The organism is Daejeonella sp. JGW-45, from assembly GCF_029360805.1.
Classification (GTDB): domain Bacteria; phylum Bacteroidota; class Bacteroidia; order Sphingobacteriales; family Sphingobacteriaceae; genus Daejeonella.
On sequence record NZ_JARKNC010000002.1, the window covers coordinates 197,547 to 220,059 of the forward strand.

General features: G+C 49.5%; 17 protein-coding genes. 7 read left to right on the forward strand and 10 right to left on the reverse strand.

Annotation, left to right across the window (positions count from 1 at the left end; all coding sequences use genetic code 11):
* Window positions 1–219: 219 nt before the first annotated feature.
* Complete coding sequence (locus P2W76_RS04105; protein ID WP_276346253.1) at window positions 220–849, reverse strand: hypothetical protein; 630 nt, start codon at window positions 847–849, stop codon at window positions 220–222.
* Window positions 850–1,140: 291 nt separating this feature from the next.
* On the opposite strand from P2W76_RS04105, the gene P2W76_RS04110 reads away from it, so the two are divergent.
* On the forward strand, window positions 1,141–1,830 hold the full coding sequence (locus tag P2W76_RS04110) for a phytanoyl-CoA dioxygenase family protein (RefSeq protein ID WP_276346254.1): 690 nt from the start codon (window positions 1,141–1,143) through the stop codon (window positions 1,828–1,830).
* A 57-nt stretch (window positions 1,831–1,887) separates the two neighbouring features.
* Here the strand turns inward: P2W76_RS04110 and P2W76_RS04115 are convergent, their stop codons facing one another.
* From P2W76_RS04115 to P2W76_RS04135, 5 genes are all read right to left on the reverse strand, one after another.
* Window positions 1,888–3,078 (reverse strand): SGNH/GDSL hydrolase family protein, encoded by a 1,191-nt coding sequence (locus tag P2W76_RS04115; protein WP_276346255.1) that lies wholly within the window; start codon window positions 3,076–3,078, stop codon window positions 1,888–1,890.
* A gap of 741 nt (window positions 3,079–3,819) precedes the next feature.
* Window positions 3,820–4,287, reverse strand: a complete 468-nt coding sequence (locus P2W76_RS04120) for a RidA family protein (protein WP_276346256.1) — start codon at window positions 4,285–4,287, stop codon at window positions 3,820–3,822.
* A 413-nt stretch (window positions 4,288–4,700) separates the two neighbouring features.
* A complete protein-coding gene (locus tag P2W76_RS04125) occupies window positions 4,701–5,240 on the reverse strand; it encodes a hypothetical protein (RefSeq protein ID WP_276346257.1) in 540 nt (179 codons plus the stop codon).
* A 40-nt stretch (window positions 5,241–5,280) separates the two neighbouring features.
* Window positions 5,281–6,081 carry a hypothetical protein gene (locus tag P2W76_RS04130; protein WP_276346258.1) on the reverse strand — a complete coding sequence of 267 codons (801 nt, stop codon included), beginning with the start codon at window positions 6,079–6,081 and terminating at the stop codon, window positions 5,281–5,283.
* 148 nt (window positions 6,082–6,229) lie between these two features.
* Window positions 6,230–7,075 carry a helix-turn-helix domain-containing protein gene (locus P2W76_RS04135; RefSeq protein ID WP_346429820.1) on the reverse strand — a complete coding sequence of 282 codons (846 nt, stop codon included), beginning with the start codon at window positions 7,073–7,075 and terminating at the stop codon, window positions 6,230–6,232.
* Between the two features lie 335 nt (window positions 7,076–7,410).
* On the opposite strand from P2W76_RS04135, the gene P2W76_RS04140 reads away from it, so the two are divergent.
* On the forward strand, window positions 7,411–8,289 hold the full coding sequence (locus tag P2W76_RS04140) for an alpha/beta hydrolase (protein ID WP_276346260.1): 879 nt from the start codon (window positions 7,411–7,413) through the stop codon (window positions 8,287–8,289).
* 309 nt (window positions 8,290–8,598) lie between these two features.
* Here the strand turns inward: P2W76_RS04140 and P2W76_RS04145 are convergent, their stop codons facing one another.
* Together P2W76_RS04145 and P2W76_RS04150 are read right to left on the reverse strand one after the other, a co-directional pair.
* A complete protein-coding gene (locus P2W76_RS04145; RefSeq protein WP_346429821.1) occupies window positions 8,599–9,519 on the reverse strand; it encodes a TIM barrel protein in 921 nt (306 codons plus the stop codon).
* A 183-nt stretch (window positions 9,520–9,702) separates the two neighbouring features.
* Window positions 9,703–10,161: a hypothetical protein gene (locus P2W76_RS04150; RefSeq protein ID WP_276346261.1), complete on the reverse strand. Its 459-nt coding sequence runs from the start codon at window positions 10,159–10,161 to the stop codon at window positions 9,703–9,705.
* Window positions 10,162–10,446: 285 nt separating this feature from the next.
* Here P2W76_RS04150 and P2W76_RS04155 point away from each other — a divergent pair, with 285 nt between their 5' ends.
* From P2W76_RS04155 to P2W76_RS04175, 5 genes are all read left to right on the forward strand, one after another.
* Window positions 10,447–10,785 (forward strand): hypothetical protein, encoded by a 339-nt coding sequence (locus P2W76_RS04155; RefSeq protein ID WP_276346262.1) that lies wholly within the window; start codon window positions 10,447–10,449, stop codon window positions 10,783–10,785.
* Between the two features lie 131 nt (window positions 10,786–10,916).
* Entirely contained in the window at window positions 10,917–15,254 is a 4,338-nt protein-coding gene (locus tag P2W76_RS04160; RefSeq protein ID WP_276346263.1) for a CusA/CzcA family heavy metal efflux RND transporter, read from the forward strand.
* A 1-nt stretch (window position 15,255) separates the two neighbouring features.
* Entirely contained in the window at window positions 15,256–16,401 is a 1,146-nt protein-coding gene (locus P2W76_RS04165) for an efflux RND transporter periplasmic adaptor subunit (protein WP_276346264.1), read from the forward strand.
* Window positions 16,402–16,463: 62 nt separating this feature from the next.
* Window positions 16,464–16,874 carry an OsmC family protein gene (locus P2W76_RS04170; RefSeq protein ID WP_276346265.1) on the forward strand — a complete coding sequence of 137 codons (411 nt, stop codon included), beginning with the start codon at window positions 16,464–16,466 and terminating at the stop codon, window positions 16,872–16,874.
* Window positions 16,875–16,945: 71 nt separating this feature from the next.
* Window positions 16,946–19,138, forward strand: coding sequence for a M28 family metallopeptidase (locus P2W76_RS04175; RefSeq protein ID WP_276346266.1), 2,193 nt, complete (start codon window positions 16,946–16,948; stop codon window positions 19,136–19,138).
* 366 nt (window positions 19,139–19,504) lie between these two features.
* Here P2W76_RS04175 and P2W76_RS04180 read toward each other — a convergent pair whose 3' ends face one another.
* Window positions 19,505–21,013, reverse strand: a complete 1,509-nt coding sequence (locus P2W76_RS04180) for an alkaline phosphatase family protein (RefSeq protein WP_276346267.1) — start codon at window positions 21,011–21,013, stop codon at window positions 19,505–19,507.
* A 19-nt stretch (window positions 21,014–21,032) separates the two neighbouring features.
* Complete coding sequence (locus P2W76_RS04185; protein WP_276346268.1) at window positions 21,033–22,508, reverse strand: SusD/RagB family nutrient-binding outer membrane lipoprotein; 1,476 nt, start codon at window positions 22,506–22,508, stop codon at window positions 21,033–21,035.
* Window positions 22,509–22,513: the final 5 nt, after the last annotated feature.

Consider the following 22,513-nt stretch of genomic DNA (forward strand, 5'->3'; position numbering starts at 1 on the left):
CACTTCGTCCCGCAGATGTTTAGGACGTTTAACGAACGTTTAAAGTTAGGTTTGTCTGTGTCGGGAAGATTTGCATTTCCAAATTTACGTTCTTAAATCGTATATGAAGGCTTCACGTTTTTGGCAGGGTAGATGCGCACTTAAAAACAAAACTCTGGAAGATTATCTGAGTATTTTCGCGAATTTGGAGAATATTGATCAGAATGACAGGCTATTCCATTACGACTCATTAGCACCACTGGTCAACCAGGTGATCTTCCCATTTTCGTCGTAAAAGATCGCAACACAGGCATCAAGAAATACGCCATGTAAAGACATGATTATATATATCCGGTTATCATCCCGCGATTTATACGATTTAGGGAACTGCTTGGCTAACATGCTGATGTGATCACCGGGCTTGTACCAATGGCGCCCCAGCCTCATTTTGAAAGCTGGATTTGTGATATTAATGTTTCTATTGTTGCCAGCCGTATCAAATTCAGCGTCCAACCCGTCCAGCTCGTAAAAGATCCTCATTTCATCCACCATTTCTGAGAATATCCGTTTTTCTTTGGCCGGTCCAAATGCTGCCAGAAATGATTCTACGGAACCTGTAGAATACACGTTCCCATTATTATTTCCTACGGCGATGCTGTCTGCCCTGATGTTATCAAACATATCAGTATAGGGAATCGTATCCGGTGCAGGAGGCTTCAGGGAAATCATATGCCGGGCTGGCATGCTGTCGAGGATTGCAAATTTAGCTGGCTGTTCATCTCCCCTTGTTTTTGTCTGTTTTTTTCTACCGCAGGCCAGAAGACACACCAGGAGCGGATAGCAGATCAGGAGTACCGATATTTTGGGCATCGCGCAGATTTATTATTAAATATAATGTTTTATTTTTGGTATCAAGTGATGGGTAAACGGTAATCAGTGCGGGCGTACCTTGACGTCTAAAGGCTGATGGTATCAGTGAATTCCCATGTATTCAAAAATTATTCTAAATGAAGCTATGAGAAGCTGATTGTGAGTTCAGCTTCCATTAATGCCTTTTTCGATCATGTCTTTTAGATCTCTTAATGCGGTATCCGGGGAGCTTTTGGTCATTCTGGCTCATTTAGTTGTTCTTACTTCGGAGGCGATATTTTCAACCACACGATGACGCCGGAATCACAAATAATACACCATGGTTTTGCAATTCTGAATGAGTGTATCGATACAAGCAGGATTCAGAGCCTGGAGAAAGAGTTATCGGAGTTAAAGGTCTTCGAATTTAGTAGCGACGCAAGCCGTGTCAACCTGCTTAAGCATAGTAAAGCTGTTCATGAGACAGCGAACAACCCGGAATTAAACGGAATTATCACCAATATCTGTGACCGGAAAATGTTTCCCGTTAAAGCATTTGTTTTAGATAAAGCGCTGGACAACAATTGGGCTATCCCCTGGCACCAGGATTTAAAAATTGCAGTCGAGCAACAGGTAGCTGCCGAGGGGTATACCAACTGGTCGGTCGAAGCCGGGATTACACACGTACATCCACCGGTCCATGTAATGGAACGGCTTATCACGATCCGGATCCACCTTGACTCAGCTTCGGAAAAGAACGGCGCTATCCACGTTGTCCCCGGTTCTCATAAAAAGGGTGTTATTGATAATGATGACATTCAAAGGATCGCTAAAGGATCAGGCTGCCGTTTGTGTACCGTTGACAGCGGCGGGATAATGATCATGAAGCCCTTATTATTGCATGATTCGCCCCCCTCTCATTCTTCTGCGCGAAGACGGATTCTTCAAATTGAATTCGGATACGAACTGGGTAATGGGGTTAGGTGGTATGATCTGTCTTAATAAAAACCCAGGGGTGAAAAAAGCTGCGACGTCTTCCCAATTGCCGCCGAAGGTATGTTACTCATTCACTAAAAACCTCACCACCCTCACCGCATTCCCCTTACTCCCTTTGTTCCTTTCTTCACTCACCCTCAGCCGCAATACATGCGATTTAGCAGGCAGCTCTGCATCAAACAGCAGGAACCAGGGTAAGTGCAGGCTGTGACTCCATTGGGTAAAAAGATCCAGTTTCTCAAAGGGCCTGCCGTCAATGGAGTATTCCAGGATCCCGGCATCCGGACCGGAATTGACATTTATTCCTATCGCCCGGCCCTTAAACGGAAGGCTGAGCATGGCGCCGGGGGTGGTGGCTTCTAATACAGGCACGTTAATGAAACCGTCGCGGCCCTTAACACCTTCGGGCTTAAAGCTTTCTATACGCTGCCAGCCCTTCTGTAAGCGGGCGTTCTTAATATCGTAATAAGAAGCATTGGTGAAGCTGTACGGGTTAAGCGGCTTTTTAAGGGTCGTGGTTGTGGCAGCTTCGGCCGGCGGACTATCAATGGTTTTTGAGATCAGGGTTTTTATGGCCGAAAAATAAACCTCCTGTCCGAAAGGCGAAGGGTGCAGGTCTTTAAAATCATCCTTCCAGGTGAACTCCCCATTATCAATCCGGTCGTTTACCAGCCTGGCCAGGTTAATGGAAGGCAGGTCATAATAACCGGCTACTTTTTCATGATTGATCACTTCAACGGGCACTTTCCCGCTGTGATAATCATTGATCTTATCGGGATCCACGAAAGCCATCATAATAATATTGATCTTCGGGTTGGCGGCTTTCGCTTGCCGCACAACACCTTCCAGTCCCCTCACCTGGGTAATACTGTCGGTACCGTTGGCACGGTCGTTCACTGCAGCTTCAAAGAACAGCAGGTCTACATCAGCTAAATCAGGTACGTCGGTACTGATCCTGAATGAATGCGGTAGGCTTCCCAGCGAAGGGACAGCCGCCCTGATGAACGTAAACCGCGTCTGCGGGTATTTCTCCTCCAGGTATTTTGAAGTTTTGTTACGCCAGCCCTCCATGAACGTAATGGAACCGCCCAGGTAAGCCACCGTAAGCTCTTTGTCCTCTAAAATGGCTTTCCGGGTATTGCCTAAACCGCCCCTGATCTCCATGTACGGATCGTTGGGGAGAGTATTCTTCACGGGCTGGGCGGTAGCAGAAACTCCTATTAGAAAGGAGGCTATAAAGAGGTATAATTTCATGATGACAGGGTGAAAGGTTTTTTGAATAAACTTAGGGCTAAAAGCTGGAATATGAAAGTTTCGCCAGTAGCTGATTTGGCGACACTTCAAAGTTGTTTTAAAAAGTAAATGAACCCGCTTGTGCCGCGGGAGGGCACTTACTTTTTGCTGTAGGTCAAAAAGTAAGCAAAAACCCCATCGCTGCGCCTGATGCTTTGGGAGTTTCTGCCAGGGCCTGGCTTGTGCATGCCGCACCAGCCGATGCGAAAAAAAAGGTGAACGGAGATGTTGTGCTTGGGCCTTAGAAACGTACCTGATGGCTAGCTGGTGTAGAGGTGCCGGCCTGCGGCCAGCGTTGGAAACGAGCATGCGAATCAAGATCTAACGATGTAGATATCTGACTTACGGTGGGTGCGGTGGGTAGCTGACACTAATCAACCTTCTGTCACTGCAAGTTGCAGAACTCGCCCTCCTGAGATTTCGCAGGAAAGCTGCGTATTAGCCGTGCACAAACATTCATTTTTTCACTGCGGTCAGGCATCCGATAGCTATCGGATCCGGAGAAGTGTTGCAAAAGCTTTCATACTCTCACATGCAATCATACGGCTCGGATTGTACCTACAGGCTAAAACGTGGATTTACAAGAAATATCAGGAAGGCGCGGCTCTTTGCCTACTTTCCAGCTGCAGGGAAAGTAGGTGCCCTCCCCGCCGGCACGAGGCGGAAATAGCCCTCACGCCGGCACGAGCGGACCCTCAACCCTTACACATACGCTATACAATCAATCTCCAAAATCGACTTCCCTGGAATCCCTCCCTTTGCCACCGCTACCGTAGACCTCGCAGGCGGGTTTTTCCCAAAACGCCCTTTATAAATCTCGTTCATCCCCTCAAAATCCGCCAGGTCATCTAAAAACACGGTGACCTTTAAAACCTTTTCCATAGACGAGCCGGCATCAATCAGCCTTTTTTCCATTTTCTTCAGGACAAAATCCGTGTCTTTCCTGATATCATGTACGGAAGCGGCATCGGCGCCTGTACCGGATATAAATACGAGCCGGCCCAGTTGGGTTGAACCGGCAAATAGCGGTACATCCTGTAAATTTGTGACATCGCGGGATATTTTCTCATCCTTTTCAACTTCCGTTGCGCTTGCCAGGCTTCCTGCCGCTGCCACCCCTGCAACTGCAGCCATAAGTCTTTTTAGTACCGATCTTCGTTTTAGTTCCATGATCTTTGATAATTAGATTTGTGTATTACTAATCTAATCTTTAAAATCGTAAAGGTCAGTGTACGCTGTACGTTTTCTAAACGAGGTGCTTAGATTCCGGACTTGATCCGGAATCTCCCATTTCCCCGTATACGCCTGTCATCCCCGCGAAAGCGGGGACCTCCTGATGCATAAGGCAAAATCTCCAAAAAGCCTCCGCGCACTCCGTGTAAAACTTTGCGCCCTCTGCGTTAAAAACAGTGCCGAAGGCACTCAATAATTATACGTTTCTAAACGCCCCTCAGGCATGCCGTAAGATAAACTCTGCATCGACCTGAAGTTCGGAGTGGACAGCTTTAAGGAAGTCAATGTCCGGTCACAAATTTCATGGCCAATTTTCGTTTTTTTGAAGACAGATCGATATGTTTAACTTCTCAGAATATAAATGAGACGCCGGCATTCAGTACCGATACACCGTAACCCAGTTCGGTATAAACACCTATACGCTCGTTAAAGAACCAACGCCCCCCCAGAAAACCAGAAAAGCCCATACCGCTTCCATAATTGCCCGAGAGACTATTATCGTTTCCATCTGATGAATATTTGACCATGTTATAGCCCAACATAGCACCTCCATATACATCCAGATTAGGAACCGAAGCAAAACCGTTATAGTGATAGGCTCCGCGGACACCGGCTACGACGTAGTTCCATTTGGCGGTATAGCCCAAATCGGTATACTTATAACCGGTATTTCCGAGATACCCACCCAAACTAATAACCCCGGGACCTCCGATTTCCCATAATCCGTGATCAACAGAAGCGCTGATAGCAGGACGTGATTTGCCAAGACCACCAAGAGCGGTTCCTAAGCCTATACCAACATTGGCTGCAGTAGTTCCTTTTTGAAAAGGCTGAGCATAAGTTATTGAAGCGATAAAGATCGCCAGGAGAATAAGGATTGTTTTTTTCATGGTTTGTAGATTTATTGTTTTTAGTTTAATGATTTTCCTTTCAGTTTGCTTGTTTGTAGGTAAAAGTCCGGGTTTCCACTAATGTGTTGGAAGCCTTGTCGTACACTTCTGCCTTGCTGGGATAACCAGCTTCATTGTACTCGTATTCCCAACGCAAATTCCTCGTGGACACTGCCCCACCTGGTATCTGTACGGATTGTGAATACGATCGCTCATTGTTAACTGAGCCCACCTTCCATGTCCAGGGATAATTGGTATAGCGATTTGGTTTGTCATCATAATCCCCTAGTGTTTCATTCACCGAATTGCCACTCATCGCTATTTGTCGCGTTAGCTGGTTACCTTTATCATCGAATGTATAGGTGTTGATTCCTAGTTGATTACCATCTGTATCAAACGATGTTTCAGTAACCCTTTTACCAGAATAAGCATATATAATGTTAACGTTGACCCTACCTTTGTTATCTTTCAAAACAGCTGCAGTTGGTTTATCCGCCGTGCCGTAGGAGTATTCCTCGCTCATGACAAGCTGGCCATTTGATTTTCGTTCCATTTTCGTCAGCTTATCACCGGTATAGGTGAGATTTTCGCTCGTTATGCTGCCATCGATGCCATGCACATGTCTTAATACGACTTGATTCCGGTCATTGTACTCAAATTGCAATTCCGTTTTACCGTTTGTTTTTTCTTCCGTCAGCAGCAGTTTATTAGCGGCTCCCACACCTGCATAGCAACGGCTTTCTTCATCACTCGGATCGCAGTTTTCCTTATCTTTAGAGCAGGATGTTGACGCTATGGCTATGAAGAGCAGCCATACTGTTTTTTGAACTATCGGTTTCATAATTTTCTTTTTGGTCCAATAAAATAAATGATTGGTAGTTTCATCTTTAGAAATTTAAATCGGGTGCAAATTAGAGCAAAAGGTTTTCTGCCCATTGTATAAAAGAGACAATCCGACTTAAGATGAAAATTAAAGAAAGGGGCTGATTCTAACCAAAAATCTGTTGAAGAGCAACTATTGGCTCAGGAGCGATAACGGGACTTTGTTGCAAGTAGAATTCCGAGGGGGTCTTTCCAGAATATCTTTTAAACTCCCGGATAAAATGACTTTGATCGTAATAGCCGAACTTTACTACGATGTCGTGCCAATCTGGTAATTCCGATACTGTTTTCAGATACTTAAAGACGTTGTTGAAACGGCAAATGTTAGCGTATTGTTTGGGTGTAACACCTATGTAGTTCAAAAAATACCGTTCGTAGGTCTTCTTTGTGGTAAATACACCTTGGCGAAGTTTATGAATATCGTAAATTTTATCCGACTCCATTTTTTGGATGCTATGATGGAGCAAATAAGTCTTTTCGTCAAAACGCTGCTGTGCTTTCTTTTTTCTGAGAAAATTTTCTATCGCCTTTATGCGTTCAAATATATTTTGTCTGTCGAGAATTTCCTCATGCAGCAGATCGATCTCGTAATTCCACACATCGTTGGCGCTGATAATCTTGTCGGAGATATGCTTCATATCTATACCTGTAAGCCTGTATAAACCCAAGGTTGTAAACTTTACGCCCAAAATATCAATTCCAAACGAACTGCTTACCGAAACCCGTTTGGAAAGCGGTTGTCCGATCAGGTAGCAATCCTTGTCCATCCGCAAAGACATTTCTTCAGATAAAATATCTTCAGATTGACCACCGAGATTAAAGGTCATAGCCTGTAAAGTAGGTGTGTACATTTCTTGAACCAAAGGTTGCTCCAAATAACACTTTGAATGCCAATAAAGCTCGACAATATCTCCCAATTCATTGCAGGGACGGTATGTATTAAAAAAATTCATCGATTAAAACCGGTACCCGTAAAGATATAAAAAAAGTTATTGGGTGTTAGTTGGCAGATCTTCCCTATTTCAACAGCTGAATGGAATATAGTGCGGTATGGACGTTATCAGCACCCATATCTTTCTGGATCAGCTTTAGAAAGTCAATACCCAGGCGTTGCTTTCCGTTCATAACGAGTGACAGTTTTGCATAGCTGGTTGAGCCTGCAACAGAAGGTTAGTTGAACACTATTCGACTTTTCACTTATAACTTATAACTTACAAACTCTAACTTGCAAACTCTAACTTACAAACAAAACATGCTCAAGTCCCTCCTAATCCTAATATTCCCGCTAATGATCCTTTCAGCCGCATCTGCTCAAACTGTCGTACCGCTTTATGAAGGAAAGATCCCTAATTCTATTGATGCTGATAATATAGAAAAGTCGGACACCACGAAAGCCGACGGCAAGATCCGTGTACGGGATGTATCGGTTCCTACGCTGACGGTATTTCTGCCGGCCAAAGAGAAAGCGACGGGTGCGGCAGTGGTCATTTGCCCGGGCGGCGGGTATTCCCTGCTGGCTATTTCTCATGAGGGCTATGACGTGGCAGCCGCGCTGAATAAGATGGGCGTGGCAGCGATCGTGCTGAAATACCGTTTGCCGGGCGACAGGATTATGACCGCTAAAGAAACCGGTCCGCTGCAGGATGCCCAGGAAGCCATACACGTAGTGAGAAAACGCGCCGCTGAATGGAATATTGATGTAAATAAGGTAGGCATTATGGGATTTTCGGCCGGGGGGCACCTGGCATCGACGGCAGGAACGCATTTCAGCAAGCCGGTGAGGAAGGACCTGGGCAATGTTAACCTGCGTCCCGACTTTATGATACTGATCTACCCGGTGATCAGCTTCTCGGATAGCCTGGGCCATACGGGATCGCGCACGAAGCTGCTGGGAGCAACGCCTTCTGCCGAGAAGAAAGCGGCCTACTCCGCCGAGCTGCAGGTGAATGCCCAAACCCCGCCAACCTTCCTGGTACATGCCCAGGACGATAAATCGGTTAAAGTAGGAAACAGCATCAAGCTTTATGAAGCCTTAACGTCGAATAATATCCCTGCAGAAATGCACCTGTATCCAAAGGGAGGGCATGGGTTTGGGATGGTGAATCCGACTTCGGGGGATTTGTGGATGGGGAGGTTGGAAAATTGGTTAAAGGGAGTGGTTAAATAAGTTTACTCCCCCTCACGTGCATGTGAGGGCATTATTTTCCGCCTCGTGCCGGCAGAGGGCACTTACTTTTTGCTATAGGTCAAAAAGTAAGCAAAAACCCCATCGCTGCGCCTGCTGCTTCGGAAGTCAGTACTGAGGTCTGGACTGTGCTAACCGCACCAGCCGATGCGAAGAAAAAAGGTGAACGGAGATGCTGTGCTTGGGCCTTAGAAACGCACCTAACGTCTAGCTGGTGTAGATGGGGCTGGTCTTACGGCCCGCTGTGGAAACGAGCAGACGGTAGGTACGATGACGAGGCGGAAAATAAACCTAAATAAAACTATCAACCTCCCTATAAGCCTTTATCAAAGACACCTCCCCTTCCTTTCCTTTGAACGCATTCCCGTGCTCCATTCCCATCACACCTTTATAGCCTTTGCTGTGGATATGCTTCAGGACGTTCTTGTAATTGATCTCGCCGGTTGTAGGTTCTTTTCTGCCGGGGGTGTCGCCGATCTGGAAATAGGCTATTTCATCCCAGCATTTGTCAATGGTGGGAATAAGGTTGCCCTCGTTGCGCTGCATGTGGTATATATCATACAGAAGTTTGCAGGCGGGGCTGTTCACGGCCTTACAGATCAGGTGGGTCTGGTCGGCATGGCGGAGGAACAGGTTCGGAGTATCGCTCAGGGGTTCGAGCACCATGGTGATGTTATGCGGAGCGAGGATGTCGGCACCACGGCGCAGGGCCTCGATCACATGGCCCGTCTGGATACCTATAGGCAGGCTCCTTTCAAAATCGCCGGGCACTACGGTTACCCATTTTGCATTAACGCGCTTGGCTACATTAACGGCTTCGCGGCAGCCCTTTAAGAAGATTTCGACATATTCGGCTTTGCCGGCAGCGAGGCTGTTTGCGCCGTTGCCGCCCTTATCGACCACGAACACCCCCATGGTCATACCCAGCTTTGCCAGGGTATCCCCGATCCGGCTTTGCTCTTCGGCACTGCGCTTCATCATACCATTATCCTCGATACTGCGGAAACCCTGGTCGTGCATAAATTTGATCTGGTCGATAAAATCTTTCCCGGCATGGTTTTCGAACATGCCCGCGTGAGGGGCGTAATCCAGGTTAAAGGTTTTCTCTGCCGCGGCACCGCCCATCAGGGCCGAAGCCATGGTTGAGTTGGCAAAGGTTGCTGTCAGTCCTAAAAGAAAGCTCTTTTTCAGAAATTCGTCTCTGTTCATCATTGTAGGTTTAGGTTTTTTTGCGTCGGAGCTCGTCCGGCTTAATTATTTAGCAAGATATTCTTTCTGTTTTGAATTTGGTAATGGTAATTTAATTGTTCCCGCTCATAGCCGCGGGAAGGCCTAGTCCTTTTGCTTTAGGTCAAAAGGACCAAAACCCCACCGCTGCGTCTGGCGCTATGGAAGTTAGTGGTGAGGCTTGATCTGTGGAGCCCGCACCAGCCGATGCGGAAGGAAAAGTGAACGGGGATTTGGTGCTGGGGCCTTAGAAGCGTACCATACTGCCTGGCTGGTGTAGATGAGGCAGGCCTGCGGCCTGCGTGGAAACGTACCGGGCGAAGCTAGGCGAGGTCTTACTATATCTGCATGCGGCGTTGTGTACGCTGGGTAACAAACATTAATCATTTCTTCTGTCACTGCAAGTAGCAGAACACGCCCTCCTGAGATTTCGCCAGAAAGACGCGTTTTAGCCTTTGCACAAACACTCACATCTTCCACTGCGGTTAAGCATCCGATAGCTATCGGATCCGGAGAAGTGTCGTACAAACGCTCACCTCTGCAAAGCCATTCACACGGCTCGGATTGTACCAACAGGCTAAAATGTGGATTTACAAGAAATATCAGGAAGGCGCGGCTCTTTTGCATACTTTTCCAGCTGAAGGGAAAAGTATGTGCCCTTCCGCCGGCACGAGGCGGGATTTGACCCACAAGCTTGATCACCTTTAAAACAATAAACAACAGCGAAAAAAAGTTTGTGCCCTCCCGCGGCACGAGCGGGAATTAATATGTCGTGCCTCCGGTACAAGCCGGGAAAAACCACCTCCCTCTTGCACATCCCTTTAAAAATATTAATCTTTGCGAAAAGCATCTCTCTTGAGGAAACCGGTGATCTTTTCTTTTCTGTTCATCTATCTCTGTGCAAGCACCTGCATGGGTGAGCTCCTCAAGGCGCCTGTACTTTTGCTGCATTTTATTGAGCACCGTGCTGACAATAATTCGATCACGTTCGCCGCATTTATTTACCAGCATTACCAGGATGATGACGGAAATGACCAGGACAATGACCGCGACAGCCAGCTTCCTTTTAAATCACACGATAATTCGCATAGCCAGGGCAGCAATGCCGGGTTCCCGATGGTGCTGACGAAATTGCACCTCACCCCTTTCTCCCAGGCTTCGGTTATTGCCGGAAGTACCTATAAAGAACCTGATATCCCTTCCGCTTACCTGTCACGCATCTGGCAGCCGCCTAAATTCATCATCTCGTAAATTCCACGCAGTACCCGCTTCCTGAGCTAAGAACTTGAGGAAAAACCGGATGACTGCATGTATCGCTGTGTTTCGCGCATTTCCTTGCCGCGCCCCTCAGCTATTCCGCACATGTTACGATGAAATGAATTATGTTAAATAAGATCATTGGATTTTCCATAAAAAATAAACTTTTAATCGGGCTATTCACCATAGCCCTGGTCATATACGGCGTCTTTGAGCTGACCCGTCTGCCTATAGATGCCGTTCCTGACATTACCAATAACCAGGTGCAGGTTATTACCATTGCCCCCTCCTATGGCGCCACGGATATTGAGCGACTGGTAACCTTCCCGGTAGAACAGGCTAACAGCAATATCTCCGGACTTAAAGAGATCCGCAGTTACAGCCGCTTCGGGCTCTCGCTCGTCACCATTGTGTTTAACGACGATGTCGACATTTACTGGGCGCGGCAGCAGGTTGCCGAGCGCCTTCAGCTGGTGCAGGCGCAGATCCCCGACGGGATAGGCACCCCGGAAATGGGGCCCATCTCTACCGGCCTCGGCGAGATCTATCAGTATGTGGTGCGGCCCAAGAAAGGCTATGAGCACAAGTATTCGATCACTGAACTGCGGACTATCCAGGACTGGATCATCCGGCGGCAGCTGCTCGGCGTAAAGGGTGTGGCCGAGGTGAGCAGCTTCGGCGGCAAGCTTAAACAGTACGAGGTGGCCATCAATCCCAATAAATTACAGTCGTACGGCCTTACCATCAACGATGTATTCAAAGCGCTCGAAAGCAATAACCAGAATACCGGCGGCTCCTATATTGAACGTAACGCCGGGGTGCTTTACATCCGCAGCGAAGGCCTCCTGAATGATACGGAGGACATCGGCAATATTGCCATCCCAAGAGCCGGAAGCACAGCTCCCCTCCTGATCAGGAATGTGGCGGATGTCAGGATGGGGCATGCCACCCGTTATGGTGCGCTGACTTACAATGACGAGGGCGAGGTTTCGGGCGCTATCGTGATGATGCTTAAGGGCGGCAACAGCAACGTGGTGATCGATGATATCAAGGAGCGCATCGCGGTGATCCAGAAATCATTGCCCGAAGGGGTGATCATAGAGGCCTTCCTCGATCGCACAAAAATGGTGAACAATGCTATAGACACGGTGAAGACCAACCTGATGGAGGGCGCGCTGATCGTGGTGTTCGTACTTGTCATTTTCCTGGGAAACCTGCGGGCAGGGCTTCTGGTGGCCTCGGTCATCCCGCTGTCCATGCTCTTTGCCGTGATCATGATGAACATCTTCGGCGTCAGCGGTAACCTGATGAGCCTGGGAGCACTCGATTTCGGCCTTATCGTAGACGGGGCGGTGATCATCGTAGAGGCGGTGATGCACCAGCTGTCACACTCGAATAAGTTTAACGGTGCGAAGCTCAGCACTGCTGATATGAACCAGGAGGTGAAGAGCGCTTCCTCTAAAATGATGAACAGCGCCGTATTCGGGCAGATCATTATCCTGATCGTTTACCTTCCTATCCTGACCCTCGAGGGTATTGAAGGCAAGATGTTCAAGCCTATGGCACAAACGGTTGCCTTCGCGCTGCTGGGTGCTTTTATTTTGTCGCTGACCTATATCCCGATGATGAGCACGCTGTTTTTGAGCCGCAGGCAGAAAGAAAAGCTGAACCTGTCGGACCGCATTATGCTGAATATTGAATCGGCTTATAAAAACGCCATTCAGCGCGTGCTGGCCTTCCCAAGGGTGGTGATCGGCGGAGCGGTTTCCTTGTTTGCTATTGCGATGATCATCCTATCGCAGATGGGCGGCGAGTTTATCCCTTCCATCGAGGAAGGCGATTATGCCGTTGAAACGCGCGTGCTGGCGGGGAGTAACCTGAATACCACTATTGAAAGCACCCAGAAGGTGGTGCATATCCTGAAGTCGCGTTTCCCTGAAATAGAAAAGGTAATCACCAAGATCGGCAGCAGCGAGGTGCCTACCGAGCCCCTGCCGATGGACATGGGCGATATGATCATTACGCTCAAGGACAAGAGCGAATGGACTTCGGCTGAGTCGTTTGATGAGCTTTCTGAGAAGATGACGAAAGCCGCGCAGGAGGTTCCGGGAGTTACTACGAGCTTCCAGTTCCCGGTGCAGATGCGCTTCAACGAACTGATGACCGGCGCAAGACAGGATGTGGTCTTAAAGATCTTCGGTGAAGACCTGGATACCCTCTCGCATTACGCCAAAAAGCTCGGCACTATTGTGAGCCAGGTTGAGGGCGCCACGGAGCTCTACGTGGAAACGGTGAGCGGGCTGCCGCAGATCGTGATCGACTATAACCGGCCCGCCCTTGCCCAATACGGCCTGAGCGTAGCCGGGATCAACCAGATCGTTAATGCAGCCTTTGCCGGGCAGTCGGCCGGGCTGGTATTTGAAGGTGAAAAGCGCTTCGACCTGGTTGTACGCCTGGAGAGCGAGAACCGCAGGGATCTGAAAGACGTGCAGAACCTGCTGATCCCGGTGCCGAACGGCTCCCAGATCCCGCTGTACCAGCTGGCAGACGTAAGCCTGAAGGACAGCCCGAACCAGATCCAGCGGGAAGATGCCAGGCGCAGGATCCTCGTTGGCTTCAACGTGCAGGACCGCGACGTGGCGAGTATCGTCGATGAGTTACAGGGCAAGGTGGATGCTGCGATCAAACTGCCGCCGGGATATACCGTAACCTATGGCGGGGCCTTTGAGAACCTGAACGCGGCAAAAGACCGGCTGATGATAGCTGTTCCTGTTTCCCTGGCCCTGATATTCCTGCTCTTATACTTTGCGTTCAACTCCATCCGGCATGGCCTGCTGATCTACTCAGCCATACCGCTTTCCGCGATTGGTGGTATATTTTTCCTGGCACTGCGGGGTATGCCTTTCAGCATCAGCGCCGGCGTTGGCTTTATCGCGCTGTTCGGGATTGCCGTACTGAACGGCATCGTGCTGGTCGCAGAATTTAACCGGCTCAAGGCTAAGGGCGGGCTGGATATCCGGCAGGTTGTGATCCAGGGTACTATTACGCGGTTAAGACCAGTACTGATGACTGCCTCCGTTGCTTCACTGGGCTTCCTGCCTATGGCGCTGAGTACCGGTGCCGGCGGCGAGGTGCAGCGGCCGCTGGCCACGGTGGTGATCGGTGGTTTGCTGATTGCCACCTTCCTGACCTTGTTCGTGCTGCCGGTATTATACATACAGTTTGAAAAAGGATTTAAGATGAAAAAGAAATCACTGGCGGCAGGAATACTGGCTATACTGCTGTTATCGTCGTCATACACCCAGGCGCAGGAAACATTAAGTCTTCAGGCTGCCATTGATACAGCCTTAAAGAACAACCTGCAGGTAAGACAGGAAAAACTGGGCGCCGGTTACCGGCAGGAGCTTATTGCGACGGCGCACGACTTACCTAAAACCCAGCTTAACGCGGAATATGGCAAATTCAACGGACCCTATAACGACAGCCGTTTCAGCCTGGTGCAGAGCTCCAGCTTCCCAACCGTCTACAAAAGGCAGAGGGAGCTTTATGAGCATGAATGGCGGAGCAGCGTTCTTAAAACCGGCTTGCGTGAAGCCGAGGTACGGCGGCACGTGTCGCAAGTGTATTACTTGTTCAGGTATCTCACCGAGAAAGAGCAGCTGCTGAAACGGACGGACAGCATGTATGCGGAATTCCTGCGGGTAACGCAGGTAAGACTTAAAAGCGGTGAGACTAATATCCTGGAAAGCGCCAGCGCCTCTAACCAGAAGGGAGCGATCCGGCTGCAGCTGAACCAGGTTGCGCAGGACAAGGAATTGCTGAGCGTGCGCTTCCGGATGCTGCTGAACTCCGGCCAGGCATACCTGCCCGAAACCGGTCCGCTGAAAATTGCAGGCGGCCCTAACCCGCAGGCGCCCTTTGCGGCAGATCACCCGGTGCTGCAGCTCGCTGCACAGCAGGAACAGGTACAGCGCGCCAATACCGGCCTGGAAAGAGCACGACTCCTGCCCGACCTGTCGCTGGGCTATAATAACCTGAGCCTGCGCAACGGGCTGGACCTGCACCCCGGCGACCGCTTCAGCTCGGTGGAAGCCGGTATAGCTATCCCGGTCTTTACCAGGGCGCAGAAAGCCCGGATTTCAGCATCCAAGGTTAACGAGCAGGCGAGCCGCATTGCGTTTGAGCGTGAGAAGCAGTTGATCGGACAGCAGTACCAGGAAGCGAAGGCACGCTATGAGCGCAGCCTTGCTGATGTGAACTATTTTGAGAACGATGCGCTGAAAGATGCCCAGGTGATCCGCACTACCCTGCGCCTGCAGTTAAGCAAGGGCGAGATCAATTACCTGGAATGGACGCTGCTGAACCAGCAGGCCCTTACCATCGAAAGCAATTACCTGGATGCCATCAATGAGCTGAACCAGCATAGTATAGAACTTGAATACCTACAATCTAATTCAAAATAACATGAGACCTTCTTCTTTAAGATCCATATACCTTCCCTTTGCCGCTGCGCTGATCATCCTGGGCAGCTCATGCGGGACCAAGAATACAGAGGCCAAAACCGAAGCCGCAGCAAGTGAAACTACGGTGGTGCAGCTGAACGAAGCCCAGTTTAAAAATGCGGGAATTAAAACCGGCGCTGTCCAATCCCGGCAAATATCGACCATACTGAAACTGAACGGCCAGATCGATGTGCCGCCGCAGAATATGATCTCGATCAGCATTCCGCTGGGCGGATACCTGAGATCTACTAAAATGCTTCCGGGAACCCATGTCAACAAAGGCGACATCCTGGCGGTAATGGAAGACCCCCAGTACATTCAGCTTCAGCAGGATTACCTGGTTACGGTTGCGAAAATGTCGTACGCCGAGCAAGAGCAAAAACGGCAGAAAGAACTGAACTCCGCGAAGGCGGGAAGCGATAAGGCTTTGCAGATGGCAGATGCTGAGTACAGGGGACTGCGCATATCGGCGGGCGCCCTGGGCGAGAAGCTGCGGCTGATCGGAATTAACCCGGCCCGGCTGAATGAAAAGACCATTACCCGGCAGATCGTGGTGCGCTCTCCTATCACGGGTTTTGTAAGCAAGGTTAACGGCAATATCGGCAGCTATGTAAACCCTTCGGACGTTTTGATCGAGCTGATAAATCCGAAGGATATCCATCTTAACCTGACCGTGTTTGAGAAAGACCTCGACAAGCTGTCGATCGGCCAGAAGGCGCTTGCTTTTTCAAACAACGCGCCGGGAAAGAAGTATGAAACGGAGATCTTCCTGATCACGCGCGACCTTGCGCCCGACCGGAGCGCGGAGGTGCACTGCCATTTTGAAGCGTATGATAAGACCCTGCTGCCGGGCATGTACATGAACGCCGAGATCGCCATCACCAGTCAGCAGAAAGCTACCCTGCCCGAAAACAGCGTAGTAAGCTTTGAAGGGAAGCAATACGTATTTACCGAACGGGGAAATATGATCTATGAGATGACCGAAGTGGAAACGGGAGAAACCGAAAGCGGCTTTATTGCCGTGAACACCGACCTGACTAACCGGAAGATCGTAACGGAGGGCGCCTACTCTTTATTGATGCAGCTGAAAAATGTGCCGGAAGAATAAGTTTGTAAACTTATCTTTTCGCTATCTTGCTCATTAAATTTATTAACCTAATATTTTAAACTATGAAACGTAACGCAACAGCGATCTGGCAAGGATCCGGAAAAGAAGGAAAAGGAAACCTAAGTTCCCAAAGCGGAATTCTTAGCAATACCCAATATTCATATAAATCACGTTTTGAGGAAGGCACAGGCACAAACCCGGAAGAGCTGATCGCTGCGGCGCATGCGGGATGCTTTACGATGAAGCTCTCCTTTAACATTGATGCTGCCGGTTTTACCGCCGAGGAGCTGAGCACCAAATGTGATATTACGCTCGAGAACGGGGCTATCACCAGCTCGCATTTAACGCTGACTGCAAAGATCCCTGGAATTTCACAGGAGCAGTTTGACGCTGCTGTCAAGGATGCCGAAGCAAATTGCCCGATCAGTAAATTACTGAATACGGAAATCAGTGTGGAGTCCACCTTGATGTGAGATGTGAGTAAGCAGTGATCGGTAATCGGTAACCAGTAACCGTGTTTGGTAAGAAATATCCAGTAATAAAAATGAAGAAAAACACCCTTCTCTTAATCCCCCTCATCCTTGGTGCACTAAGCTCATATGCTCAGGACCCTGCCCGGAAACAGACTGAAACCCAATTTGACGCGTTTCTCAGCGCCCAGAGCATCGGAAACACGATTAAGGAGCTTTCGGCTAAGCCGCATTTCGTAGGTTCGCCCGGAAGTAAGGAAGTAGCTGAGAATATCCTGGCAAAGTTTAAAAGCTATGGCTGGGATGCCAATATTGAGACCTACCAGGTGCTCTTCCCCTTTCCAAAGGTGAGGTCGCTGGAAATGGTGAGCCCTCAAAAGTTCAAAGCCTTGCTCAAAGAGCCCGCGCTGAAAGAAGACGGCACCTCTGGTCAGCAGGGACAGCTTCCTACTTCGAATATCTGGAGTGCCGACGGAGATGTCAGCGGTGAACTGGTGTTTGTAAATTTTGGTCTGCCGGAGGACTATGAAACCCTCGAATCGCTGGGCATAGATGTTAAGGGTAAGATCGTTATCGCACGTTACGGCCGGTCGTGGCGCGGTATCAAGCCGAAGATCGCCCAGGAGCATGGTGCAATAGGCTGTATCATTTATTCAGATCCGAAGGAAGACGGTTATTTCCAGGGAGATGTTTACCCGAAGGGAGCATTTAAGAATGAATTCGGTGTGCAGAGGGGTTCTGTGCTGGATATGGTTATTTACCCCGGCGATCCTCTTACACCGGGGACCGGGGCTACGGAAAATGCCAGCCGGCTCGACCGGATGGATGCGCCTAACCTCTTAAAGATACCGGTTATCCCGATCAGTTATCATGATGCGCAGCCGCTTTTACAGGCGCTGGAGGGCCCGGTGGCGCCGGAAGCCTGGCGCGGCGCTTTGCCGATTACCTATCATATCGGGCCCGGCAAGGCAAAGGTGCGTCTTAATATTGAGTCGGACTGGAAACTGGTGCCTGCATACAATGTAATTGCCAAGATCAAAGGCTCGGCGTATCCGGACCAGTGGATCGTAAGGGGTAACCACCACGATGCCTGGGTGAACGGCGCCAACGACCCCGTTAGCGGGGTTGCTTCGATGATGGAAGAGGCAAAAGCCATCGGTGAGTTGGTAAAAAATGGCTACAGGCCAAAACGTACCTTAGTATTTGCAGCATGGGATGCCGAAGAACCAGGTCTGCTTGGCTCTACGGAATGGGTGGAGCATCACAAGGAGGAGCTGAAGCAAAAGGCGGTTGTATACATCAATACGGACGGCAGCGGGCGCGGCTTCCTGAGTGCCGGCGGTTCGCATGGGTTGGAGAATTTTATAGATGAGATAGCGAAGGATGTTAAGGACCCGCAGACCAATGTGAACGTCTACGAACGCTTAAAAGCCCGCCAGGTGGCTACTGCAGGTTCTGATAAAGTAAAGAGGGAGAACCTGGCCAGGAAGACAATGACTATCGGAGCATTGGGCTCGGGGTCTGACTATTCTGCCTTCCTTCAGCATGCCGGTATCCCCTCCCTGAACATTGGGTACGGTGGTGAAGACGGAGGCGGTTCCTATCATTCTATTTATGATTCATATGACCATTACAGTCGTTTTGGCGATCCGGGATTCAGCTATGGGGTTACCCTCGCGCAAACTATCGGACGCGCGGTACTGCGGATGGCGGACGCTGATATCCTGCCTTTCGAATTTAAGAACCTTCATAAGACTGCCTCAGGTTACGTGACCGAGCTGGCAGGCCTGACAGATCAAATGCGGGAATCGACACTTCTTCAAAATGAAATCATCAAGGGAAATAATTACCGGCTTGCAGCCGACCCAACATTGTTTTCGAAGCTGCCGGTGGCTAAGGCTGAAGTACCTTTTATTGACTTCTCCCCGCTTCATAATGCACTGCGTTCTTTAGAGTTATCTGCTTCCAGGCTTTCTGATGCTATAACTAAGCTGCCTGCAGGGGCTGACAGGTCGGAACTGAACAGGAAACTTTACCAGGCAGAGCAAATGCTGCTGAACGAGACAGGCCTCCCACGCCGCGGATGGTATAAGCATACCTTATATGCTCCCGGCTTTTATACTGGCTATGGTGTAAAGACTATCCCGGGTGTGCGTGAAGCTATCGAGCAAAGGAACTGGAAAGAGGCACAAGACCAGATCCATATCGTTGCCGGAAGTATTATGAAGTTATCGGGCCATCTGGATGAAGTGGTGAGAGGGCATTGAGAATGGGGAATGGAATGGGAATGGGGAATGGGTAATGGATAATGGGGAATGGGGAATGGACGGTGACGCGGGACTCTTCCCCGACTTGATCGGGGATCTCCTCATAAGCACCCGCAGCATATGCCCCTGCCGGGCATTCAGATGTAGCTGACCCTTCTTAAACACCGGCACAACTGGAATTTAATTTCAACCGAGTTTTGCAAAACGGAATGTCCCGGTCGCACCTGCGGCTTTGGCCGCGTGCCATCACCAGATCCCCGATCAAGTTGGGGAAGAACCGGAGCGGCAGATTGATCTTAATCCTCTTAAATAAAAAAATCCCCGCCATACAAGCGGGGATTTTCATTTCAACAGGCCCGTCCTCTATTAATCCCTCACCACCTTCGCACTATTCAAATAAATATATCTGCCGAGAACGGATTGCTCGAGAATCAATGTGTACTTGCCCCGCGGTGTTTTTGTACTCGTTTCTACCAGCCGTACTTTCGAACTGGTTGGCGCCGATGCAGGAGATTTCTTCGTAAGAAGTTCATGCATGACCCTGCCATCCATTTGTTCCGGTATAGCGATCTTATGAAGGTGGAGGATGGTCGGCACCAGGTCGACATTGGATGTCGGCAGGTCGCTTTCATAACCTTTCTTAAAGCCCGGACCGTAGGCGATCAGGGGAATCCTGACCTCATAAGGACTGAAGCCTCCGTGACCTGCCACACCCCTGGCGAAGCTTGACCCTGCGTAACCTTTATCGTTCTTTGCATCATTCCAGTTCACGTCCACTAAAATATCAGAGGACCTTTCCGGATGATCCCAGTGGATCGCGTCGAAAGAAAGCGTACCGGGAACCCAGCCTTTAGTATCTCCGGCTTTCCTGGCGGGAGTAAAGATCCCTCCTACCCATTCCTGCTGCTGTAATGCCAGGACGATCTTACTGATCAGCTCGCGGTTACTGTCTTTCACGTAAATGGCTCCGCCGGCAAGTACTACATCATCAGAAGCCTGGTCCTTTTTCAGGCCCTGGCTGATAAGGAATTCGCCCAGGCCCTCTTTTCCTATATCCGTAACGAATCCATGATCGGATGAAATGAGGATATTGAAGTTGTTTGCCAGGCCCTTAGCCTCGATATCTGCCAGGATCCTTCCGAATTGCTCGTCGACAGTCTTTATCGCTGCCATTGCTGTTGCAGTACCTATGCCATCGCGGTGAGCGGTACCGTCAGGATCGCCGAACCAGATGGCGCTTACCTTAGGGCCATCCAGCCGCAATCCGTACTTCATCAGTGCGTTGGCTACCCATATATGCTTATTGCCGGCAGACTGAACAGTGCCGATCTCAGACAGCACTCTATCCTTAAACGATTCAGGCCTTATCAGATCGGGATTAACCACGGCCCCGCCGCTGATCTTATGATTCTGCATCAGCGCCTGTCCGGTTGTGCCGGAGCTGAATACCATCATGCTTGAGCCGGCCTGCTGCAGCAGTTCTGCAAGAGAAGCTGCGGTAAGCACCTTATCGCCGGTTGCCTTTGCGATCTCATCCACCTCAAGGGCATTTCCTGTATTAAGTGCTTTGGCTTTATTTACCTGCGGAAAATAAACGCTGTTGCCCATCAGGCCATGTGTGCCCGGGTAGCTTCCGGTTGAATACGATGAGGCGTTTACACGGGTAACAGTCGGGAATACGCTATGGTGCTGCCTGCCATAGGCTGCCTTATTTTTGAAAGCAAAGAGGTTGGGCATATTGCCTTCAGTGATGTAATCAGGCCTGAGGCCGTCGAAGAACACGATCAGCGTTCTGAGCTCGCCGGCTGTTTGCTGCGCCTGCGAAGACAGGGTGGCGCAGACCAGGATCAGGAGGAAATAGTATCTCGATTTCATATATTATTTTTTAAGTTAATTATTTAGCCCACCAAACCTTGATATCACTATTGTCGCCGCCCATAGAAGCGATAGCGGCAGCAAGGTTATCCGCATTCATCGACTGCAGGTAACCCGGGTAAGGCACGCGGTTAGGAAACTGGTTCTCTGCCGGGATGCCTGAACCACGTGGCAGCACGGGGTAACCTGTTCTTCTCTTTTCGAACCAGGCCTGGTAATCCACGAAGAAATATGCATAATATTTCTGTTCCATGATCTTCTCAAGCTGCTGCTCAGCACTTGCCGCACTATTATAGGCCACACCTGCCTGCGACAGGTAGTTTGCCGGCATATTAACTCCCCACTGCGTCATGGAAGCAGCGATAGCAGATTCATAATGCTGCTTTGGTGTTTTACCGGTGTTCATCCCACGCAAAGCCAGCTCGGCTTTAATGGATTCAAGTTCAGAATAAGTCATCATTATTCCAAGCTGAGGCAGGGTTTTCATCACATCGTTATAGCTGGTGTTCTGCCCTACCGCATATTCCAGGGAAACAGGGTAGCCACTTTCTATACCGCGGTAAACACTTTGCCCGTTCTCCATTACTGGCGTGAACCACAGCGCACGGCGGGGATCGTTATCGGCATTCATCTTATTTATAAAGAACTTGCTGACGTAAGTACCATCTTTCCATTCCAGCTGGCGCTGGTTGTAGTAAGGATTATAGTAAGGGAAAGTGCCCGGGTACCTGAAGATTGCTTCGTCGGCATTAGATGTAAACACCGGGAATTTTACCGGATCGGCCAGGATAGCAGCTATCTGCTGGCTGACGTTGATCTCACCATCCCGTTTAGATAACCTGAGCAGCAGCCTCAGTCTTAAGGAATTGGTAAACTTCTTCCATTTAACTATACCGGCATTTGTACCGCCTGAAACTGTATTGGCATTATAAACCATGTCCCCGCCGTAAGTGAGCGCCGCAGAGGTATTAAACAGGTTGTTGGCCTGTTCCAGGTCGGCCAGGATGCCGGTGTAGACATCCTTTTGCTTATCAAATTTTACAATGAACCCTCCTTCGGCTGCCTTGGTCGCATCAGAATACGGAACATCGCCATACAGGTCGGTAAGGATGGAGTAGGCCCAGCTTTTGTAAACCAGGGCTATGGCTTTATAGTTATTCTCCTTCAGCCGGTCGGCGGTTTTATAGATATCCTCGACATCGGTCATATACGTATAAAAGTTACTCCATACACCCGCTCCCGGGTTTACCTGGTAGCGGTGCAAGCCGCCGCCGCCACTGCTTGAGCGGGGTGCATCCATCTGCATAAGCTGATGTGTAAAGTTACGCGCGGAAGTCATGCTGGCATTTACAATACCATACTGCAGCTGCCCCAGCATAACGCCGGGAGTGATCTCCTTAGGCCGGTTGGGATCGGTATTTAATTCAGCGAAATCCTTAGTACAGGCAAGCTGCAGCAAGCAGGCGGCGACTAAAAGAATATATATTTTTCTCATGTTGT